Origin of the sequence: Mitsuokella apri, assembly GCF_047974105.1 — a bacterium.
Lineage (GTDB): Bacteria > Bacillota > Negativicutes > Selenomonadales > Selenomonadaceae > Mitsuokella.
In genome coordinates, this window is record NZ_JBHYRS010000001.1 from 671,560 (window position 1) to 693,071 (window position 21,512).

The 21,512-nt window shown below is 51.9% G+C and carries 15 protein-coding genes, 3 tRNA genes and 2 rRNA genes; 2 read left to right on the forward strand and 18 right to left on the reverse strand.

Annotated elements, in window-relative coordinates; genetic code table 11:
• Positions 1 to 10: 10 nt before the first annotated feature.
• Positions 11 to 6,526, reverse strand: coding sequence for an ESPR-type extended signal peptide-containing protein (locus ACE419_RS03135; RefSeq protein ID WP_435720952.1), 6,516 nt, complete (start codon positions 6,524 to 6,526; stop codon positions 11 to 13).
• A 419-nt stretch (positions 6,527 to 6,945) separates the two neighbouring features.
• Here ACE419_RS03135 and ACE419_RS03140 point away from each other — a divergent pair, with 419 nt between their 5' ends.
• Positions 6,946 to 7,683 (forward strand): LytR/AlgR family response regulator transcription factor, encoded by a 738-nt coding sequence (locus tag ACE419_RS03140; RefSeq protein ID WP_432647607.1) that lies wholly within the window; start codon positions 6,946 to 6,948, stop codon positions 7,681 to 7,683.
• A gap of 6 nt (positions 7,684 to 7,689) precedes the next feature.
• Here the strand turns inward: ACE419_RS03140 and ACE419_RS03145 are convergent, their stop codons facing one another.
• The 10 genes from ACE419_RS03145 to ACE419_RS03190 all read right to left on the reverse strand — a co-directional run bounded on the left by ACE419_RS03145 (position 7,690) and on the right by ACE419_RS03190 (position 17,876).
• On the reverse strand, positions 7,690 to 9,054 hold the full coding sequence (locus ACE419_RS03145) for a GHKL domain-containing protein (protein WP_435720953.1): 1,365 nt from the start codon (positions 9,052 to 9,054) through the stop codon (positions 7,690 to 7,692).
• Positions 9,038 to 9,976 (reverse strand): hypothetical protein, encoded by a 939-nt coding sequence (locus tag ACE419_RS03150; protein ID WP_435720954.1) that lies wholly within the window; start codon positions 9,974 to 9,976, stop codon positions 9,038 to 9,040. The genes ACE419_RS03145 and ACE419_RS03150 overlap by 17 nt, the downstream gene beginning before the upstream one ends.
• 208 nt (positions 9,977 to 10,184) lie before the next feature.
• On the reverse strand, positions 10,185 to 11,135 hold the full coding sequence (locus tag ACE419_RS03155; RefSeq protein ID WP_435720955.1) for a radical SAM protein: 951 nt from the start codon (positions 11,133 to 11,135) through the stop codon (positions 10,185 to 10,187).
• 46 nt (positions 11,136 to 11,181) lie between these two features.
• A complete protein-coding gene (locus tag ACE419_RS03160) occupies positions 11,182 to 13,212 on the reverse strand; it encodes an LTA synthase family protein (RefSeq protein ID WP_435720956.1) in 2,031 nt (676 codons plus the stop codon).
• Positions 13,209 to 13,976, reverse strand: coding sequence for a DeoR/GlpR family DNA-binding transcription regulator (locus ACE419_RS03165; protein WP_295630758.1), 768 nt, complete (start codon positions 13,974 to 13,976; stop codon positions 13,209 to 13,211). The genes ACE419_RS03160 and ACE419_RS03165 overlap by 4 nt, the downstream gene beginning before the upstream one ends.
• A gap of 175 nt (positions 13,977 to 14,151) precedes the next feature.
• A complete protein-coding gene (locus ACE419_RS03170) occupies positions 14,152 to 15,708 on the reverse strand; it encodes a ClC family H(+)/Cl(-) exchange transporter (protein WP_432647612.1) in 1,557 nt (518 codons plus the stop codon).
• Positions 15,709 to 15,782: 74 nt separating this feature from the next.
• Positions 15,783 to 16,013 carry a 30S ribosomal protein S18 gene (gene rpsR / locus ACE419_RS03175; RefSeq protein WP_199497607.1) on the reverse strand — a complete coding sequence of 77 codons (231 nt, stop codon included), beginning with the start codon at positions 16,011 to 16,013 and terminating at the stop codon, positions 15,783 to 15,785.
• A gap of 21 nt (positions 16,014 to 16,034) precedes the next feature.
• Complete coding sequence (locus tag ACE419_RS03180) at positions 16,035 to 16,484, reverse strand: single-stranded DNA-binding protein (RefSeq protein ID WP_432648056.1); 450 nt, start codon at positions 16,482 to 16,484, stop codon at positions 16,035 to 16,037.
• Between the two features lie 58 nt (positions 16,485 to 16,542).
• Positions 16,543 to 16,830, reverse strand: coding sequence for a 30S ribosomal protein S6 (gene rpsF, locus ACE419_RS03185; RefSeq protein WP_432648055.1), 288 nt, complete (start codon positions 16,828 to 16,830; stop codon positions 16,543 to 16,545).
• 131 nt (positions 16,831 to 16,961) lie between these two features.
• Complete coding sequence (locus ACE419_RS03190) at positions 16,962 to 17,876, reverse strand: DMT family transporter (RefSeq protein WP_435720957.1); 915 nt, start codon at positions 17,874 to 17,876, stop codon at positions 16,962 to 16,964.
• Positions 17,877 to 18,069: 193 nt separating this feature from the next.
• Between ACE419_RS03190 and ACE419_RS03195 the strand changes: the two genes are divergently transcribed.
• Positions 18,070 to 19,023, forward strand: a complete 954-nt coding sequence (locus tag ACE419_RS03195; RefSeq protein ID WP_432648052.1) for an AEC family transporter — start codon at positions 18,070 to 18,072, stop codon at positions 19,021 to 19,023.
• A 96-nt stretch (positions 19,024 to 19,119) separates the two neighbouring features.
• Here ACE419_RS03195 and ACE419_RS03200 read toward each other — a convergent pair whose 3' ends face one another.
• The 7 genes from ACE419_RS03200 to ACE419_RS03230 form a co-directional block, all read right to left on the reverse strand.
• The gene (locus ACE419_RS03200) at positions 19,120 to 19,743 is read right to left on the reverse strand and encodes a DedA family protein (RefSeq protein ID WP_432648051.1); all 624 of its coding nucleotides are present in this window, start codon (positions 19,741 to 19,743) and stop codon (positions 19,120 to 19,122) included.
• A 136-nt stretch (positions 19,744 to 19,879) separates the two neighbouring features.
• A complete protein-coding gene (locus ACE419_RS03205) occupies positions 19,880 to 20,449 on the reverse strand; it encodes a TMEM165/GDT1 family protein (protein WP_432648050.1) in 570 nt (189 codons plus the stop codon).
• A gap of 70 nt (positions 20,450 to 20,519) precedes the next feature.
• A tRNA-Phe gene (locus tag ACE419_RS03210) sits at positions 20,520 to 20,595 on the reverse strand.
• 4 nt (positions 20,596 to 20,599) lie between these two features.
• Positions 20,600 to 20,676, reverse strand: a tRNA-Asp gene (locus ACE419_RS03215).
• Between the two features lie 13 nt (positions 20,677 to 20,689).
• Positions 20,690 to 20,765: transfer RNA gene (locus ACE419_RS03220), tRNA-Lys, on the reverse strand.
• Positions 20,766 to 20,974: 209 nt separating this feature from the next.
• Positions 20,975 to 21,091, reverse strand: a 5S ribosomal RNA gene (rrf, locus tag ACE419_RS03225).
• Between the two features lie 72 nt (positions 21,092 to 21,163).
• Positions 21,164 to 21,512 (reverse strand): 23S ribosomal RNA (locus tag ACE419_RS03230); the annotation flags it as partial.

A 21,512-nucleotide genomic window follows, 5' to 3' on the forward strand; every position in this document is an offset into this window, starting at 1 on the left:
GAAGAGGGGCTTATTTTGCCTGTTTCTGGGCTGCCATGGCCTGAAGTTCCGGTTTGAATTCCTCGACCAGTTTCTTCTCGGCCTTAGCGCCTTTCGACAGGGCGTTGTAGATGATCTCCGCCATCTCGTAGCGGGTCATCGTGCGCTCACCATGGAATTTGCCATCGGCATAGCCCTGAACGATGTCATTGCCAGCGAGGCGCGACACTGCTTCATATGCCCAGTGGTTGGCCGGAACATCCGGGAAATCCTTGGACATGCTCGGATTGAGGACCGAGAGCAGGGCATCCATGCGAGCCGTGAGGTTATCCACCTTGGAACGAAGGTCATTGTTCTCCGCAAGAGCTGCCTTGAGTTTCTTATCCTTCTCATGGTTGCCGCCCTTGCCGAGGCGGAGAGATACACCGCCGCCGACCATATTTTCATCGTTGCCGAAGGTCGTCGAGAGGTTGAACATGACATCCTCATTCGGGCGATAGAACGCGCCGACTGCTGCTGCTGTCTCCCCTTTATAGTTGCCGACTGCGGCCGCTACATTCCACTTCGAATCCTCATCGAACTCCAGCGGATGCAGGTTGGCCATAGCGGCTGCATTCGCACCGACTTTGTCGATACGGCTGTCCATCTTATCGACGCGGTTTTCAACATTCGTGACGCGGTTCTCGACGCCATCCACACGGTTCTCCACAGTCGAAACCCTCTGGTTCGTGCTATAGAGCTGGCTGCCATTGACAGCATCCGTGCTCGCCGCGGAAAGATCGCCGGCGGCGACATTCGTGACTTTCTGGTTATTGGCGTTAATGCCATTCGCATCGATGTAAGTCGTGTCACCGACTTTGTAGGAACTTGCCGTGACAGAGCCAGTCACCGCAGCATTGCCGCCAACCGTGAGGTCTTTCTCCATCGTGACAATATCCTTGAAGGTTGCAGGACCGTCGAACGTAGACGTGCTCGTAACATAGAGCGTATCCGTCTTCGTGCCGCCCGTGACATCAAGACCGCCCTTCGTGACCGTCACCTTGTCGTTAAAGGTCGAAGTGCCGTCAACCTCCAGCGTCTTCTCCATCTTGACCGTGTCTTTGAACGTCGATTTGCTGTTGACTGTCAAAGTCGTGTCTGCGCCTTCCTTACCAAGCGTCGTGTTGCCATCGACCGCAGCATTGCCGTGGACACCGAGGTCCTTGAGAACATCTGCATAATCCATCGTGGCCTGACCGGTCGTCAGCGTATTGCCGGAAATTACCGTATTCGAAGCCGAACCTTCTTTAACAGCTGTGTTGTGATCCGTGTTCTCGAAGGTCGTGCCGCTGTCATTGGTAGTAATCGTGGTCTTGCCTACGATATCTTTGATGCTAGTCGTAGCTGTATTTTCGATTTCAGCCGCGCTGTTGGAGAGTTTCTCCGTTGCCGTATTGCTGATATTCTTAGCACTCAGGCTGCTGTCGCCAGTAACCGACGTGCTCTGGTCGCCACCGATAGTGTTGACTTGATTGCCCGTGACTGCGTGGTTTTCGCTGCCGCCAACTTTCGTGCTCAGATCGGACTTGTAATCTTCCGTAACTTTACCTGTAACGGTGGTCTTCATTTCACCGCCGACAGTCGTAGTCAGGTCCTTACCGACTGTGTTGGTCATATTTTCCGCAGCTTTGTTGACAATATTCTTGGCATCATTGGCAATCGTACCATTCTTAGCCGTATTGGTGATATCCGTAGAAGTCTGCTTCACGCTGGTGCTGTTATCACCTTTAGAAACATTCGACTGAACAAAACCATTGTCAGCATCTTTAAGGATATTGACGATGCTGTCACCACTGACCAAGGTATCGTTAAAGGCTCCGGCCGTCTTAGTCGAGGCGCTGAACTTCGTGTCGCTGGCTTTGATGACCTGTACACTCTGGTCGACCGTATTGTTCGTATTGTTGGCCTTCGTGCCATCCGTGATGGAAGAAGCAAGGCTCTTCGCGTCCTGATTGACAACAGTCGTATTTGTGCCATCCGTTACCGACGAAGCAATCTGAGCTGCTTTCTGCAGATTGTTGGACGTATTCGTACCATCCGTGATATTGGTGTTCGTCTGACCCGCGATTGTGTCAATCGTGGTCTTCGTATCACCATTTGTGAGCTGCGATTTCTCCTCACCTGCACCGCGCAGATACGAAGCGGTCTTACCATCTTCCTGACTCATTTCTTCCTGAGTCTGGCTGGAAGTCTGAGTTGAGGTGTTCGTTCCATAATCATTGGAAACTTTGTTGACGATGGAGCTCGCTGCCTCCGTCTCAACATCGAGGGCCTTATTCGTAATCTTGTTCTTCGCCGTATTATTGATGTTTTCAGCGGTCAGGCTGCTGTCGCCGGTGACATTCGTCGTCTGGCTGCCGCCAACCGTCGTACTCATATTGCCCGTCGTGCTGTTCACGATACCGCTTGCATCCCAAGTCGTGTACGTGTCATCACCATAAGCCGTTTCGACTTTATCGTTATTGACGAGAACTTTGTTCGTGCCAACCTGGTTCGTGACGCTGTTCGTACCCGTATTGGTAATGTCCGCGGCGTCATTTGTGATGGCCTTGTCCGCAGCCGTGTTGGCAATGCCATTTTCATTCATGACCGACTTCACAACCGAGCCATCGCCAATCTGCATCGTGACAGACTCACTGGCCGTATTCGTGATAGTCTTCGCGTCATTAGTCAGAGCTTCTGCAGCCTTATTGGAAATATTCTTAGCTTCATTAGTGATAGTACCATTTGCTGCAATGTTGCTGATATTACCATTCGTCGACGTATTCGTGATATTCTCAGAAGCCGTGTTCGTCAGGTTCTTGGCATTGTTGGAAATCGTACCATGCTCAGCCGTATTGACAATATCCGTAGCAGTCTGCGTCGTCGAAGTGGAGTTGTCGCCATTCTTGACTTCACTCGTGATATTATCGACTTTCTGATCGACCTTGGCATATTCCGTATCCGACTTATTGATCTGATTGAGGATTTCGCTGACATTCTGCTTGAACGTGGAGCTCAGACCCTCTTTGTTTGCCAAAATGCTGCTGGATTCCGTAGCCGACTGCGTGGCCGTATTGGTATTTTTATCGGCATCCGTCAGCGTGCTCTGAGACTGCGTTGCGGTCTGCGTGGAGAGATTGCTATTTTTCTCGGAATCAATGGCCTTGGAAGTTACGCCGCTGCCTTCCACAAACATTGTGCTCTTCTTCCAGTTCTTATCTGCATCCGTAGTCGTTGCCCAAGTGGAAGTACCGTTTTCGTCATAGTCGAAGGCACTTTCTTTCTCGCTGCCATCTTTGGTGCTGGTAGCTTTCTTGTAGCCCGTGATTTCACCGGCTGTCACTTTCGTGCTGGCCGTAACGTTGTTATCACCTACGATACCGTTCTTCGTCATGTCGATTTCATCGACGTTGAGTTTTCCTTTAACCGTGAGGTCACCGCCCACTTCAGCGTCACCCGTGGTTTTTAAAGTACCCGTTTCAACACTGCCGGAGGTAATCTTACCGCTGGCAGTAATATCTTTAGCACCCATCAAGCTGCCATTTTTCATGGTCGCTGTGCCATCAGTTACTTCGGCCCCTTTCAGGGTTCCCGTGGCAGTTACGTCTTTTGCCGACACATCGCCGGAGAAAGTACCATCTTTGGCACTGAGGTCGCCGGAGAAAGTGCCGTCCTTGGCACTGAGGTCACCGGAGAGCGTTGCATCTTTCGCCGTGATATCCCCACTAAAGGTTGCGTCTTTGGCGTAAAGATCGCCCTTCGTCTGGATGGTGCCGGTCCCGGCATCCAGGCTGGTTACGGTGGTATTGCCACTGGCGTCTACCGTGAATTTGCCGTTGGCCCCTTTAATTCGACCGTCAGAGCTCATAGCTGCCTTGGCTGCATCAAAGTCATCCCCGCCGGTGTAAACGCCGTTGGCATCCATTACACTGCTGTTGGTACCGACCTTGATGCCCTTTTCGTTCAGGGTAACCTGGTTGTCCTTGCCCTTGTTCAGAATCATTTCACTGGCATCGGTCTTGGACGTCGTGATCGTACCATTCTCATCGATGGTCGTCGTGTTCTTCTGCAGAACGTTTTCGTCATTCAGGCTCAGACCATTATTGACAGCTTCCGTCAGCTTCGTGTCCGCCTCCACGCGGGCTTTCTTTTCCGCAGCGTCAGCAGCATTCAAAGCATTAAAACCATTGGCCATATTGGTATTGATGGTATTGAAGCCATCTGCCATATTCTGATTGACCTGTGCAATAACTTTATCCTGAGCCTTATCCGCACCGATGCGGGCTGCCGTTTCCTTGGCAAGAGCCGTATCGAGCGCCTGTACATTCTGACCTACTTTATTGTTGGCTTTTACAACAGCGCCGTCCTGTACTGAAGCATCATCTTTGCTGACGTAGGTAGCTGCGGCATCCTGCTGCAAATAGTTCTTCACTTCCGTGATACGGTTGTCCAGAGCCGTATCGCTGGCTTTGATTTCATCATGGATAGCATTGGCTTCGTTCGTGATCCGTTCGTTCAGTTCATTGTCTTTCGCTTCACGAGTCTGAGCTTCCGTAGTAAGGTCACCCTGCAGTTTGTTCGTGGTTTCATGGATAGCATTAGCTTCATTCGTGATTTGTTCACTCAAAGCCTTATCCCCATCTTCACGAGCCTTAACTTCCGTATTCAGACCTTCCTGCAATTTGTTTGTAGTTTCATGGATAGCATTGGCCTCATTCGTGATGCGCTCATTCAGCTCATTATCGGCAGCTTTCCGTGCCGTTTCTTCGGATGCTACTTTACGGTAGGTATAAGTTTTCGCTTCATTTACTTTATTGTCCGTTTCAGTCTTGGTATAAACATCAGAAGCATTGGCTTTTGCTGCTACTGCATCTGCATTGGCTTTGACCTGCGTATCGAGAGCGGAAAGGTTAGACCCAACGCTGTTAGTCTGAACTACGTAGTTTTCGGTCTTCGTAGTATCATCATAAACAGCTTCTGCTTCTACTTTCCCTGCTACCGACACATCACCGGTAGAAGTGATATTCCCCGTAGAGATTGAACCGGAAGTCAATTGGCCACGAATTTTCACATCTTTGACGGTCTGGTTTTCATTGGTCCCTACAATCAGGTTCCCATCTTTGGAAACATGCAGGGCCGTGCTGGTCTTCTGATCCGTCATGGCCTGCCTGATGGCATTATCGCCATCTTCACGAGCGGTTGCTTCAGCGGCAAGGCTATGCTGCAGCTGATTTGCGGTTTCAGCATTGGTTTTCACCTGTTCATCGAGAGCATTGATGTTCTGGCCTGCCGTATTACCGGCCGTTACATAGGTGCCGCTGGTCAGGGTATTATCGACGACGCCCTGCATGCCGACGACTTTATTCTTGGCCGTAATATTGGTCTGAGAAACAATTTCCTTACCATTGATAGTGGACTGGGAAGTCAAGGTGCCTTTGACCAGGGCATTGCCATCGACGTTCAGGTTGCCACGACTGTTAAGATTGCCGGCATTGACGGCTCCGCCAATATTGGCATTATTGCCTACTGCAATGGATTTCGTGATTTGCGCGGAATCAGCAGCAAGTTTGTCGTTAACCGTAGTGGTTTTCGTTTTTTTGTCGTAGCTGAGATCAGTAGTCTTGCTTTCCACTGTCGTTACGCGATTACTCAATTCTGTATCAGCCTGTTCACGGGCCGCTGCTTCATTGGCATCGGCCTGATTCAGAGCAGTAAAACCATCCGACACATTCTGATTGATGGCAGCAACCGCAGTCACGAGGTTGGTGTTGACCGTGGCAATGGCTTCGTTCTGTGTCTTTTCAGAGGTCACACGAGCTGCCGTTTCTTTTGCCAGTGCTGTATCCAGATTCTGGAGATTCTGACCTACCTTGTTAGAGGCTTTTACCTGCGCACCATCCTGTACGGCAGCATCATCTTTGCTGACATACGTATCAGCAGCTTCTTTCTGCAGGCTTTCCTTGACATTCGTGATACGGTCATTCAGTTCATTTGTCGTTTTATGAATATCATTCGCTTCGTTTGTGATGCGTTCATTCAGCTCATTGTCTTTCTCTGCACGAGCTTTTTCTTCTGCTGCCACTTTACGATACGTATAGGTCTCTGCTTCTTTTACTTTGCTGTCCGTTTCAGATTTGGTATAAACATCAGAAGCATTGGCCTTTTTTGCAACATCTTCCTTGATTTCGTTATCTGCTGCTTCACGAGCGGCGGTTTCCTGTTGAACGTCAGTCTTGTCGGCTTTATTCTTGACTTCATCCCAAGTAGCAAATTTACTATCTGCACCGTCTTTTGTATAAACATCTGTTTTTGTATTACCGTCTGTCGAAGCTACTTCTATGGTTGCTGTTTGTGCCCAAACGGTGCTGTAGTCCACAGGCGCGAGCAGCACGGCGGCGGCCGCGAGGGCGGCGGCGGTTACGCGCACGCCGGTGTGAGCAGCCTTGGTGTTGGCCTTGGCATACTCAGAGACGACGACGTAGCAGTGCTTGGTCTTGCTCCAGATGACTTTAAAGATTCTGTTCATAAATTGCATCCCCTTTCGAATTACTCTTGTCTCGCTATTTAGAAAACACACGTGATTCATAATCGTGCATTAATGGGAAGCGTTGTATTTCCTGCTTCCCGCTTAGGACACTTTAAAAATAGCATAAGAAAAGGCCCCTTGGGGGCCGAGTAACACGAAATGGCGGTTTTTTGTCTTAAAATATCATTAAAACATAATGTTTTAACTTGCTTATGACAAAAAACCGCCCCTTTAGGATGATTTTATTCTTTATCAGCAAAATACGGGATTATCATATTAAGTTTAAATTAAAACAATTCGTTCTAAAGCATTCATGCCAAAAAACCGCCCTTTCAGGACAGTTTGCTCTTCTGCCTCGGAAAAGACGGTATAATGGAATTAAATCAAAACAACGAAACAAGTTGAAAGGTGTGAATGCCATGCTGCATGTTGCGATCTGCGACGACCAGCAGGATCAAATCAAGAAGATCCGCGCGGCGTCCGAAAAATATTTTGCTACAAAAAACGAGACGGTCTCTTATCAGGCCTTTGACAATGCCTCTGCTTTTGTCGATGCCATCGACCAGGGGGCTCTCTTTGATATTGTACTGCTCGATGTCTGCATGCCGGGCCTGCTCGGCACGGAGGTTGCGCGCGAGCTGCGCAGCCATCACAGCCGCGCCGAAATCATCTTCCTGACGACGAGTGATGAATTTGCCGTGGATGCCTTTGCCGTGAAAGCGACGGATTACATTCTGAAGCCCTTTGCACAGAATCAGTTCAACAAGGCCATGGACCGGGCCCTTTCCTTTATCCGGCAGCGCAACAGTGCCAAGGTCATTTTCCGACTGGTCGGCGGCGGCGTGCGCGTCGAGGAAATCGCCAATATCCTCTACTTTGAGAGCCACGGCCATATCCTCAAGACGTATCTCGCCGACGGCTCGACGCTCGAGACGCGCAAGTCGAGTCAGGAGATGAAGGAATACCTCGACAAGATTGCCCCCGGTCAGTTCGCCTCACCGAACAAAGGGTATCTCGTCAATCTCGGTGCCATCCACCTCATCAAGGCCGACTATGTGGAGCTTGCCGGCCACCAAATCCCGCTTGGCAAGCGCAAGTACCGCGACTTTCAGGAGCTTTACTTCCAATTTATGTTTGCCCCGACGATGGACAGCTGACCCCATTCAGCCTTCTTCCTGAACTTCCAGGCTGCTGAGCGGCACCTGCATGTACGTCATGAAAAAGCCGCCCTGCTGCCGGCAGAGAACGCTTGCATCGTATTTATCGCGGAAACGCGCAAGCGACTGCATGCCGATGCCATGCCCCTTGACGTGCGTGACGGGCAGGCCCTCTTCATTCAGGGGCACGGGCGCATCAAAGCGATTTTTTACGAGGATGTTCAGAGACGGCCCCTGACGCAGAGCCAGTACTGTGATGCTGCGCTCCGTTGGTTTCTGTTTCTGGCTTGCAATCAGGGCGTTTTCCACGAGATTTGACAGCACAATGGAGAGATCGCCGCTCGCGGGCAGGTCCTGCGGCAGGTCCACAGAGGCCGTCACGGGAATGCCGAGCTCGCGGGCACGCGAGAGATAGACCGTCAGGGCTGCGTTAATCAGGGTGTTCTGACAGTACTGCGGCAGCTTTGTCTGATTGAATTTTGCGCCGAGCTGCTCGATGTAGTCTGCAAAGCCATCCTGGTCCTTACTGCGGACAAACTGCAGCAGCGTATCGATATGCTGCCTTTTCTCCCGATAAATCACGTCCATTCTCTCTTTGGCTTCTTTTGACATCTTCACATAATGTGCCGCTGACACGAGCTGCTGCTGCAGCTCGTGTTCTTTTTCGTAGAGCTGCAGTTCCTTGTAGACCTCCGTCTGACTGCTGTAGACGCTCACGAGCAGCAGGATGACGACGATAAGCAGGATAAAACGCGGCAGCAGCAGACTAAAGATCATTTCCTGCGAATCAAAAATCGTCAAATACAGGCTTTCGCCGGCAATCAGGACGGGAATGATTGTGACATAACGCCAATACCGGCGTGTTGAGGCTTCTTCGAAATGCTCGAAGAAGTGATTGAAGAAATAGAGCAAAAACGGGAAAAAGATCAAGATTCCTATCCCATAACACACGATATGCCAGAAAAAATAGTCCGAAATCGGCTGGCCCGGGAAAACGGTCAGGAGAAAGGCTCGTGAAAACGTGTAGACAATGCCCGCAATCATGGCGCGGAAGGCCAGAATGAAGATATGGGCACTCCAGAATTTCTTCGTGTAATACAGGCAGAGTAAGAGCTGCGGAACCCAGGAGAGATATCCCAGCGAAAAATACGCGGCAGCCAGCGAAGAAAACGGCTTGTTCATCAGCACGAGCGTAAAAGTGCCGACTTCCAGAATCAGAAGAATCCCCCAGATGACGGTGATCTTTTTCTGCTGTTTTGTGCTCAGGAATCTGCGAAAAGGCAGAAAATGCAGCAGGGCCAGAGGCTGCAGCACGGCAATAAAGAGAATATTTGTTCCGATAAGGGCCCAGATATCATTTATGGCATTCACGCTTTTCTACCTCTTTTCGCATCATCAAAAGATGTTTCTCCGCATCCTCATAATGGCCGCTCTCGACGAGCTCAGCGAGAAGGCGCAACTGATGGCGGCTGTCATGGCGGAGAATGGAAAGTTTCTGCTGCTCATCACGCAGGGCCGTGGCATAATTATTGATATTCTCCAGCTCGTCCTGCATCTTCACCGTCCGCTCTTTCGTCCACATCATCAGCTTAATCTGACGAAAACCGCTCTGAATGACGATAATCAGGAAGATGCCGACAATCACGAGCATGCTGCGGCTCAGCAGCGTGTAAATATGAATAGCCGGCAGATAGAGCAGCTGCGGGTCCAGATTGAAGTAGCCCATACTGCCATGATAATACGTGAGCAGCAGCGGCACGGGGCCAAGATAATTCCAGAAGGCCATTTTCGGCTGACGCAGCTGCTCACGCGTAAAGATCCTGCCAAAAACACGCAGGATGAACGGCATGCCGATGAGAAACAGCAGCAGGTAAAGGGCAAAATACGGCAGCCAGCGGTCGTAATACCAATTCTCCGGCCAGGAAAGCTTGAAAATCTCTATGGTCAGGGTGTGGATGAAGAGCATGTAGATGGACTGCAGCCCGAGTACAAAGATATGGCGGAACCAGTATGGCCGTATCGTGAACATCAGCAATAGGACATAAGGAAGATAAAGAAATTGATAGAGTCCCTGAAACGTCCCTTTCTTAAAAAGGAGCGTTTCTGTGGCAAACAGCGTGCCCAGTATACCGAACTCCAAAAGGAAGATGGCAAGATGCCCTGCAAGCAGGATGCGGCGCTGCTTTTTCGTCACAATCGGACGAAACGGATAATAACGCAGATAGGCCGACGGCAGCAGCGAAATACAGAATAAGAATATCGTAGCTAGAATATAAGACGTCGAGCCGTGCAAAGCAATTCACCTTCTCTGTCATCAATGTCATCAATCGGATAATATCGTGCACGAATTTTCGCGGCACAATTTAAATTACAGTCTGTTTCGGTAATTATTATCGCTAATTTTCGCTGTGTTGTCAATTTTATGCATCATTTACCCGGGATTCATGCAAAATACACCAAGAACAAAAAAATCGCTGCCACATTTTGTGACAGCGATTTTTTTAAGCATTCTTTGGGCGTTCCACCCCCGTGCCATCGAAATGCGGCACAAATTTCGTATCCGCCGTGCGGCCCTGCTGAACGTAGCAGCGCGTGATGCCAAGGTCAATGGCATGGTCGACAACGGACTGATACTCAAACGTCGTCAGCCGGCGGTTCATGCCTTTATGCTCTTTGGCCTTGTACATCGGCGTGTACTGGTTCATCAGGGAAATCTGCACCTGATCGCCAAATGTTTCATGAATCCAGTCGAGCACTTTCATGCTCTCATAGCGGTGATTCGGCAGGACAAGATGGCGGATGATGACGCCCTTTTGCAGCTGACCGTCCTCCGCAAACTGCAGAGGGCCGGCAATATCGTACATTCTCTTGATGGCCTTCGTGGCCACGGCGAAGTAATCGGGCGCAAGAGAATACTCGCGCGCGCTTTCTTCATCGGCATATTTGAGGTCGGGCAGGAAAATAGCGACCGAGCCGCGCAGTGCCTCGATGGTCTCTTCCGTCTCATAAGCTCCGGAGTTATAGACCACGGGCAGATGAAAGCCCTTGGCCTTCGCGAGCTTCAAGGCGTGCAGGATTTCCGGCACGTAATGCGTCGGCGTCACGAGGTCAAGCGTCGCGGCCCCTCTTGCCTGCTGTTCGAGAAAAATCTCCGCGAGGCGCTCGTCCGTGACTTCATAGCCAAAACCTTCATGCGAAATCTCGTGATTCTGGCAGAAACAGCAGCGCAGATTGCAGTACGAGAAAAAGACCGTACCGGCACCGCGGCCGTCAGAGCCCGTCAGGCACGGCTCCTCCCACTTGTGCAGTGAGACGAGCGCGATACGGGCCTTCGCCCCTGCCCCGCAGAAGCCCGTTTTCTGCGTGCGGTCCACGCCGCAGTGGCGCGGACAGAGCCGGCAGTCCTGCAGGGCCTGTAATTCCTGTAAATCCTTTACGGAAGTCGAATTCATAGTTTCTGCTTCATCCACCTTTGTTTCTGTTTCCTACTATAATATATCAGCGGTTCTCCAACTTCGTCTCATCAAGCATGGGCCCGTATTTTGGCCGCCACCACGAGACGCTGCGCACGCCGTTGATATAATCTTCCATGGCCTGCTGGTCAATTTCCGGTGCCGCGCCGCCGTCAAGGCTCTCCGGCACGAGGGGCACGGTGTCGGCCTTGCCGATGGCCTGGCGCGTGATGAAGAAGCCGTAGTTGACACCCTGACGGTTCGTACGCGTCAGGCTCGAGCCCACGGACATATACGAAAAGCCCTTCGGCGCAATAAGCTCGTAAATCGTCGGCATAATGTCAATCTGGCTGCCGGCAGAATCCTTCAGCAGCGTGCCCTTGTGAATGCCTTTGCCCGTGATGATGAACGGAATGCCGTAGCGTTCATACGTCGTCGGGGTCTTGTCGATGTTGTAGCGGTCGGCATGGTCGCCGACAATCACGATGAGGCTGTCGGGGCATTTTTCCTTGACTTCCTTGACGAATTTCGCGAGCTCGCGGTCAGCATACCAGTAATGGCCAAGTTCCTTTAAGAGCTCTTCGTCCTGCTGATGGTCCTCAGGCAGGGCCTCGCGGACAGATTCGCGGTCAAAGCCCTTGGCATCGAGGTCGAGGTCATACGGCGAATGGTTCGAAGCATTCAATATGACATCGAAACTCGGTGTGTCGGCATCGAGGCCCGCGAGTACCTTTTCGTAAAGGACTTCATCCTCGCAGCCCCAGACGCTGCCGGGCACATCGCCGAAATCGCCGCGGCTGTAGAAGTGCTCAAAGCCCTGTGCCTGCGTGAACGCGCCGATGCGCTCCCAGGTCGACGGGCCCGCATACCAGAAATTCGTATCGTAGCCGAGTTTCTGCATCTGCGGGGCACTGGCCGTCGGATACGGCTCCTTGAAGGACTCCGGCATCGTCGTCAAGTAGAGGTTCGCATCGGCAAAGCCCGTGACGACACCCGTGACGGCCGAGACCGTGCTCGCGCCGTTTGGCAGGAACGTCGGACAGTAATCCGTATCATCCTCGGCAATGAGGCTGCGCATGCCATGAGAAATCGGGATATCTTTGTATTTGTCGAGCAGCGGCCAGTTGGCGAAGCTCTCAGAGATAATCACGATGACCTGTTTTGGCTTTTCGACCTGCGCGCCCTGGGCCTCTTTTGTCAGATAGACATCAAGGTCATCGGTATCGGCAGGCTTGTTCGCGAGCTTCGCCGCGAGTACCCGAATGTCATCTGTCGTGAAATCGAGCCCATTGCAGGCCAGCATGCGTTCATTGAGATTGTAGGCGCGGTAAATGGCCTGCACGTTGTCAAGGATGGCTTCATTGAGGAAATCATCCTTCGTCACGCCGGCATTTTCCCAGTTGACCGCAGTCTGCCAGCCGAGGCTGCCGCCAAAAATGCCGAGCAGCACGACGATGTATGTGAAATACAGAAAGGCCAGACGGCCGAGCCAGCGCACAAGGCGCGGCATATGCACGGAGTCAAAGAGATTTTCAAGAAAATCCCATTTGAGGAAGGCCCGGAGCAGCCACAAAAGCCCCAAGGCCAGCACGATGGCCCCGGCGAGGCGCACGGGCAGATCATACTGCTGCACCATCGTGACGAAGAGTGCGTAGAGGTCGTCATTGGCCCCTGTGAACAGCATCTGATTGAAGTTCGCGTGGAACTGGCGGTAAAACGGAAAACTCGCGACATAGAAGATGGAAAGTGCGAGCAGCAGGACGCCATTCAGCGCGAGCACACATTTTCTCTCCCAGCGCGGCCAAACATAATGGAGCACAAAACCCGGCACAAAGCTCACGAGCGTCAAGGCTCCTGCCGTCTGCATCGAAAGACGCGTGCCGCGCCAGATGGCCTTCAGAATATCATGGCTGCCGACGCCTGCCCCCATATACGAGGACATCCAGAAGATAAAAAATATCCGGAAAAGGGAAAGGACTGCGAGGTAAAATGCAAATACCTTCAGTCCTTCCAGAATGCCCGTATATAGATTTTTCCAGGAAAACCGCTTTGGCCCTGCGGGCATGGAGAGCATCATGGCAGGATGATCTCCACACCGTACGAGTCAGCTGCTGCGCGGATATCCGGCGCCGGCTCGGAATCCGTGATGAGACCCGAGAGCGTATCGAGCGTCGTGTAGTTGTAGTTGCCATCCGTGCTGAGCTTGCGCGCTTCGGCCACGACATAAGCCTTCTTGCTGTGACGGATGATCGCGGCCTTGTTGATGCCGTCATCAATATCGTAAGTCGAGACGCTGTTTTCCTTGACATCGACGCCAACGGCACCGACAAAGGCGATATCCGGTTTGAGACGCGAAATGAAGTCGAGCGTCATGCCGCCCCAGAAGCCGTCGCGGCTCTTGTTGATCTTGCCGCCGGCAAAGATCACGCGGATTTTCGGGTTGCGGGCGAGCACAACGAGGATATCGATCATGTTCGTGACAACCGTGACTTCCAGCTCCATCTTGACGAGAAGTTCCGCAATGGCGAGGTTGCTCGTCGAGATATCGAGGAAGACCATGTCCTTCTCGTGAATGAGCTTGACAGCTGCCTGCGCAATGCGCTGCTTGGCCTCAACATCGGTATTGCGATGCTTGCTGACTTCGACCATATGGCTGTTCTCGCGGATGCGGACAGCGCCGCCATACGTGCGTTTGAGTTTGCCGCGTTTTTCAAGGGCACCGAGGTCCTTGCGGATGCAGTCTTCCGTTACTTTAAATTTCTCGCTGAGATCACGTACACGGACCTTGCCGTCACGTGCCAGCATGCTCAGGATGATATCCTGACGTTCTTCCAAAAACATATCTCTCACTCCTATAACACCAGCTTAACTTTCAAATTTATTGTTTGTTCTTGTTGTACGATTATTGTACTAGATATGACAAGAATTATCAAGCCTTTTTGCAAAGAATCTCTCAAACATACAAAGAACTCATGAAAAAGTGCAGGATTTTGCACCTTTCGTTCTTTTTTCTCTATTATTCCGGATGCTCAGCCGCCAGATTCTGCAGGGCTGCAGTATCGCCGGTATCGGTCAGGATAAAGAGATTGTCCCCAGCCTGCAGGCGCAGGTCCTCTTTGGGCGGGAGTTCTTCCGCACCGCGGCGCACATTGACGATGACGGCTGCCGACGGCCAGCTGATTTCCGCAATCGTGGCATCCGCGAGCGCCGAATTCACGCCGACGGAAAGTTCCATGAGGATGCGGCGGTGGCGGATGCGGCTTGCAATCTTCTTGCGCACGGCGAGACTGCGCGAGAGAAGCATATCGTAAACAGGCTCCCCGCCCGTGAGGTCCGCGACGAGATACGCCGTCATCGAAACGATGATGAGAGCGAGCATGTGCTCAAACGACCCCGTCATCTCCATGATCAGGACACTGCCGGTAATCGGCGACTTGACGACAGCCGAAAAATACGCGGCCATGCCAAAGACAATGCAGTTGACGGCAAAAAGCTCCGGCATGATGCCGAGGAAAATCACGATTTTCGCGAAAATCGCGCCGCCGACCGAGCCGAGCACGAGCATGGGCAAAAAGATGCCGCCGGGCACGCCCGAGCCGAAGCAGATCATCGTGAAGAAGAATTTGCCGAGAAGCAGTACGATCAGGAAAAGCAGCGTATAGTTCGTCACGACTAAGGAATCGACGAGCCGGCTGCCGCCGCCTAAAATCTGCGGCAGGATGAAGCCGACGAGTCCCGCACAGAAAAGAGGCAGCAAGGGGCGGGCTTTAGCCGGCAGCTTCTTGTAAAAATCCTGCGAACGCGTGAGCATCGGGTTGAAGGCCAGACCTAAAAGGCCGACAAAAGCGCCGAGGGCGATGAGCTGCAGATACATATGGCCCGTGTCAAAGACCGGCACCACGCCCATATGGAAGACCGGCTCCATGCCAAAAAAATACTGCGTAACCGTCGTGGCCGTCACGGCCGCCGAGATGGCGCCCATGAGCACAAAAGACGAGAAATTTTTCGTGAGCTCCTCCAGACAGAAAATCACGCCGGCCAGAGGAGCATTGAAGGCCGCGGCAAGACCGGCACCGGCACCGGCCGTCAAAAGATAGTGGCTTTCCGCATAAGAGCGGTGCGTGAGGCGGCCGAGGCCCTGCCCGAGACAGGCACCGAGCTGGACACTCGGGCCCTCGCGTCCCAGCGACATGCCCGCGCCGATGCCGAGCACGGCACCCGTGAACTTCAGGACGAGCACGCGCGCCCAGCTCATATCCATCTCCCCGAGCAGAATGCCTTTAATCTGCGGAATGCCCGAGCCCGACGTCATGCCATCCTTCTTTACAATGCGGTAGAGGATATAGGCACAGACAGAGAGCACGGCAAACCACACGGGAATCCAGATGATATGCTCCGGCAGCCAGCGGTAAAGGACAGGCAGTGCCTCTTCGGAGAGCTCCAGCAGATAGCGGAACAGGGCAATAACAAGGCCCGTCGCCACGCCGATGATGTTTCCTTCAATAAATAAGCGCAGTTTAAAATGACGCGGCTCCGTCAGCATCGTCATGGCACTTTCAATGCGCCTGTGCATGATGACACCTCTTTCTCGAAATCTTTTATGAAAACACAAAAAGCGCTGTACCGAAGTACAGCGCCCTCATATCATTATTCTGCAGTAAACGGCAGCAGTGCGATATTGCGTGCGCGTTTGATTGCAACCGTCACCTGACGCTGATGCTTAGCGCAGTTGCCGGAGATACGACGCGGTAAAATCTTGCCACGCTCCGTAACGAAGCGGCGCAGTTTTGCAACGTCTTTATAGTCGATATGGTCGACCTTGTCTACGCAGAACGAGCAGACCTTTCTGCGAGGTCTTCTGCCTCTGTCACGTCTCATCAAAGTAATTCCCCTCCAGTCTTAAAATGGGATTTCTTCATCAGGGATAGACGGACCAAAATTGCCAGCATCATTTGGTTTCTGCTGCGGAGCTGCCGGAGCCGGAACACCAGCACCAGCAAAGCTGCCGTCATGCGGGACCGAATTCTTAGAATCGAGGAATTCAATCTCATCGGCTACGATTTCCGTCACATAACGTCTCGAACCGTCCTGTGCCTCGTAGCTTCTTACCTGGATGCGGCCTTCTACCGAAATACGGCGGCCCTTGATCAGATTGTTACCACAGATCTCAGCAAGTTTGCGCCATGCCACAATAGGAATGAAATCCGCTGTGGGCTGGCCATCATTGGCATCCTTGCGAGCGAAACGACGGTCAACAGCCAGCGTGAATGTGCAGACAGCCACACCAGACTGCGTATACCGGACTTCAGGATCACGAGTCAGACGTCCAATCAATATTGCCTTATTCATGAGGTATACCTCCCTGACACCCATATGGTGTAGTACATCTTAAAAGAATACTTGCTTCTTACTCTTCGTCGGATTTGACGATCATGTGCTTCAGGAGCTCGTCCGTAATCTTCATGACACGGTCGCACTCAGCAACGCAAGCCGGCTCGCACGTGATGTCGAACAGGCAGTAGTAGCCTTCCGTGCAGTCCTTGATCTCATAAGCAAGACGCTTCTTGCCCCAACGATCTTCTTTATCGATAGTACCACCGTTGTTCTGGATCAGGTTGCTGAACTTTTCGATGACAGCGTTCGTTGCATCCTCTTCCATCGGTTTCACGATAAATATGACTTCGTACTTTCTCACGAAATCACCTCCCTCTTTGGTCTTTGGCTCCCCTACGATGAGGAGCAGAGTTAATCTTCGCTTTTTCAGCGACTAAATCAGTATACCACGAACCAGACTTGAATGCAAGAAAAATCTTATGCTCCAAAGGCTCAGGCCGTATGGCTGTGCGCGAGTTTTTCTGCCGCCGTCGTGTTGCCGCCGCGCAGCGCAAGCACGACGCCCGCGGCAATCAGCGTAAAGCCGAGCCAGAAATAGATCGTCACGGGCTCAGAAAGCAGCAGCCAGCCGAGGAACGTCCCGACAATCGGCTGGAAAAACATGAAAAGGCCGGCAAGTGAGGCATCCATATAAAGAAGGCCTTTATTCCAAAGGCAAAAGCCCGCCGTCGTCGAGATGAAGCCAAGGTAGAGCACGGAGCCCCAGACTGTCGGTGCGGCCATGGCCTCGTAGTCGGCGGCCGTCGCGAGCCAGTACGCTCCGTATGGCGTCAGGACGAGGAAGGCGATGAGCACGGAATAGAACGTGATGGTGATGACCGAGTATTTGGAAAGGAATTTCAAGAGCACCGACATCAGGGCCCACGTAAGGGCTGCGACGGTCAGCGAAAGTCCGCCAAGCGCGTTGACCTGAAAATTATCAGGGTCAAAGACGATAAAGAGCACACCAATTGTCGCGAGCACGACGGACAAGATGCGCCCGGCCGTCAGTTTTTCCTGCAGGAGAGCGCAGCCGAAAACGACCATAAAGGCAGGTGTCGCCGCCGTGATGACCGAGCCCGTCTGCGCCGAGGTCAGCATCGTACCCGTTTCCTGCGTGACAATCGAAGCAACCTGTCCCGTCAGGGCGGAAGCCAGCAGCAGTTTCCAGTCTTTCCGCTCAATACGCCATGACGTATGCGTCACGAGCATCAGAAAAATCAAAGCCAGCAGAGCCGTGCCATAGCGCATCCAGACAAGCGGCACGGGTGGAATCGTGAAAATCGAGAGACGCACCGCGATGAACATACCGCCCCAGATACTGCCAGCCAGTGACAAAAAAAATGAGCCAAGCAGAAGATTGCGCAAGGATACCCTTCCTTTCCTTTATTATTATGGTATTTATAGACTACTGCTATCGATCTTGAAAGTGACTATGATAATCTTGTCAATTTACATCAACCTGTAAAAGTGTTACGATGAAATCATCCGCACGCATAAGTAATATATCCCTTTTATCTGTTTTATGCAATAAATTTTGGAAAGAAGTGACCGGTATCTCATGGATAACACCAATCTGCGGCTGCTCTTCGTGCTAACCGACCTCATCGCACCGCTGGCCGTCGGCTATTACCTGCATCAGCGCAGCCTCGTTTCGGGAGAAGCCATCAACAAACTCATCCGCTTCAATGTCATCTGCATCTACACCGTACTCTCTGTGCTGAGTTTCTGGGTCCTGCCGATTTCCTGGAGTCTCGTAATCGTCCCGATTTTTGGCTTTCTGCTGATTCTTCTGCCTGGCGCGATTGGCACGGCACTCTTCATCCGCAAATTTCCGAGCTGGCTTGACCGGGGCTCCTATATCGCGAGTGCCATGCTCGCCAATATCGGCACGCTCGGCGGCGTCTGTGCCTTCATCCTTTACGATGAGCAGGGCTTCGCCTACACACAGATCATCGGCACCTGCCAGAACATCCTGCTCGTGCTCGTCATTTTCCCGATGGCTCAGTACTGCTATATGAAACACACCCATGCCATCCGCAAGACGAACCGGCTGCGCAGTTTCTGCGATATGTTCTTCTCCTGGAATCAGCTGAGCCTCGTGGGCATGGCCGCAGGCCTTTTGCTGAATGCCTTTGGCATAGAGCGTCCTGCTGTGCTCGCACCGGTCTTTCAGGGACTCGTCCACATCGCCGCGTGGATTGCCATGCTGCCCGTCGGCTTCCTCATCGATTTTCATCAGGTCCGCCGCTACGCCAAAAGGGTTCGCTCACTGACGCTTCTGCGCTTCGTGATCACGCCGGTGATTTTCGGTATCCTCATTCACTTCTTTGTCAGCGACCCAGTCGTACAGGGAACACTTTTAATCTCCGCGTTCTGTCCGACGGCCATCAACGCCGTACTGACCTCGAGACTTTATCATCTCACAACGGACCTTGCCGTCTCTTCGTTTGTCATCACGACAGGGGCCTTCCTGCCCATCATCTTCCCGGCGCTTTTCTTCTTCCTGCGCTAAAAATATATCGCGCTGCATTCGCGTGAAAAAGCCATCTCCCACAAACATTCATGGGAGATGGCTTTTTTACATCATGATTTTGACTCGTACCAGCTGTCAGTCCGCGTCAATGCTTTCCTGCGCGTTTTTTCTGCGTCTGTAGCGGATGTAGAGCACACCGATGACAACAGCAGCGACGGCGACAAAGACGATGCTGGCCTCATGACCAATCTGCGTGAGGATTTTCCAGCTTTCGCCGAGCATCATGCCGGCATAGAGAATCAGAGCCGTCCAGGGCAGTGCACCGGCAAACGTCAGCAGCAGGAATTTCTTCATATCGACATGGGCAAAACCAGCCGGCAGCGAAATGAACGTGCGCACGACCGGCAGCATACGGCTGAAGAATACAGCCTTGAGGCCGTATTTGTCGAACCAGTTCTGCGCGACATCGACATGTGACTTCTTGATAAAGAAATAATGGCCATAGCGGTCAACGAACGTGCGGCCGCCGTAGTGACCGACGAGATAAGCAAAAATCGAGCCCGCCATACCGCCGATCATACCGGCTGTCAGAGCCCCCGTAAAAGTCAGCTGGTCGGAAAAAATCAGATAACCTGCAAAGCCGAGGATGAGTTCACTTGGAATTGGAATGCAGGCATTTTCCGCTGCCATCAGGATCGCAATGGCGAAATAGCCCCAAGAAGCAATGAATTCCAAGAACATCGTCGAAAACTGTTCCATACTTGCAAGTCTTCCTTTCTAATCTGCTAGAATACGAAAAATCGTTTACAAAAGCATGGCCTGTGACCATGCTTCTTACTAACCCTCATTATACAACACAATCTGGAAAATTCAAGGAAAAGTATGAGGAAGACTCTCAAGAAAATGCGGCTTCGAGCAGGCCGGCACAGCCGAAAAACAGGAAGATCCCGGCCGAAAGATAGCGCATTTTCTGTGCCGGCAATTTGCGATGCAGCAGAGTCCCCGCAATAATGCCGAGACTATCCGCGATCACCATGCCGATGACAGCGCCGAGCAGGACGAGAAGCCAGGAATTGTACTGCGCCGCCATTGTCATGGCAGCAAACTGCGTCTTGTCGCCCATCTCACCGACGATAAACGTCATGGCCACAGTCAGGAGCGGGCCAAAGCGCGAGGGCTTCGTCTGCTCTTCCTCTTCTTCCTCATCATCGCCGCGCAGCGTCCAGACGCCAAAACCGATGAAGAGGCACGAGGCAATGACCGTCATGAGATGCACGGGAATAATCTCCCCTGCCAGCGAACCCACGGCCACGGCCAGCGAATGCACGACAAAAATACCCAATGTCATGCCAAAGAACACGGACTTCCAGTTGTACTTGACCGCAAAGGCCATGACAATAAGCTGAGTCTTGTCGCCAAGCTCTGCCAGGAAAACAACAAGAAATGATGCCCAAAAAGCTTCCATAATAGAATAATGCTCTCCTATATACAAATTCATATACGAAAAAAGCCCGCGAAGCGGGCATAATCTCAAATGGTGCCTCAGAGCGGAATCGAACCACTGACACGGGGATTTTCAGTCCCCTGCTCTACCGACTGAGCTACCGAGGCAAGTTGGCGACCCGAATGGGACTTGAACCCATGACCTCCGCCGTGACAGGGCGGCATTCTAACCAACTAAACTACCGGGCCATAAAACAATAATTGGTGGCTCACCCGGGATTCGAACCCGGGACACCCTGATTAAAAGTCAGGTGCTCTGCCAACTGAGCTAGTGAACCAAAACGTGAGCATCAAATTCACTGCTGCAATTAAAGTATGTATTCTGGTGTATCACTCACAGGATATTATTATACAGATACTCAGGCACTCTGTCAAGGAAAATCCGAAAACTTTTTTAAGAAAAATAAAAAATAACAAGAATTCCTTCGTACGTGCGTACGCGCAGTCCTGACACGAAAAAAGCCCCGCCGCAGCGGAGCCCTTGCTTAACCGGCAACTTCCTATCCTCCCAGTCCGTCTCCAGACAAGTACTTTCGGCCTCTGAATGCTTAACTACTGTGTTCGGTATGGGAACAGGTGGAACCATTCAGGCATCATCACCGGATATTCTATTTCTGAGTGTATGCACACTCAAAACTATACAGAAGAAATTCTTTGCACTGACATTTTAGCTTTTCTAGTTAAGCCCTCGACATATTAGTAGTAGTCAGCTTCATCCCTTGCAGGACTTCCACATCTACCCTATCAACCTTGTCTTCTTCAAGGTGTCTTACTAGCTTACGCTATGAGATACTTCATCTCGGGACGGGCTTCACGCTTAGATGCTTTCAGCGTTTATCCCTTCCGGACGCAGCTACCCAGCTGTGCTTCTGGCGAAACAACTGGTACACCGGCGGTCCGTCCACTCCGGTCCTCTCGTACTAGGAGCAGTCTCCCTCATGTATCTTTCGCCCGCGATGGATATGGACCGAACTGTCTCACGACGTTCTGAACCCAGCTCACGTACCACTTTAATGGGCGAACAG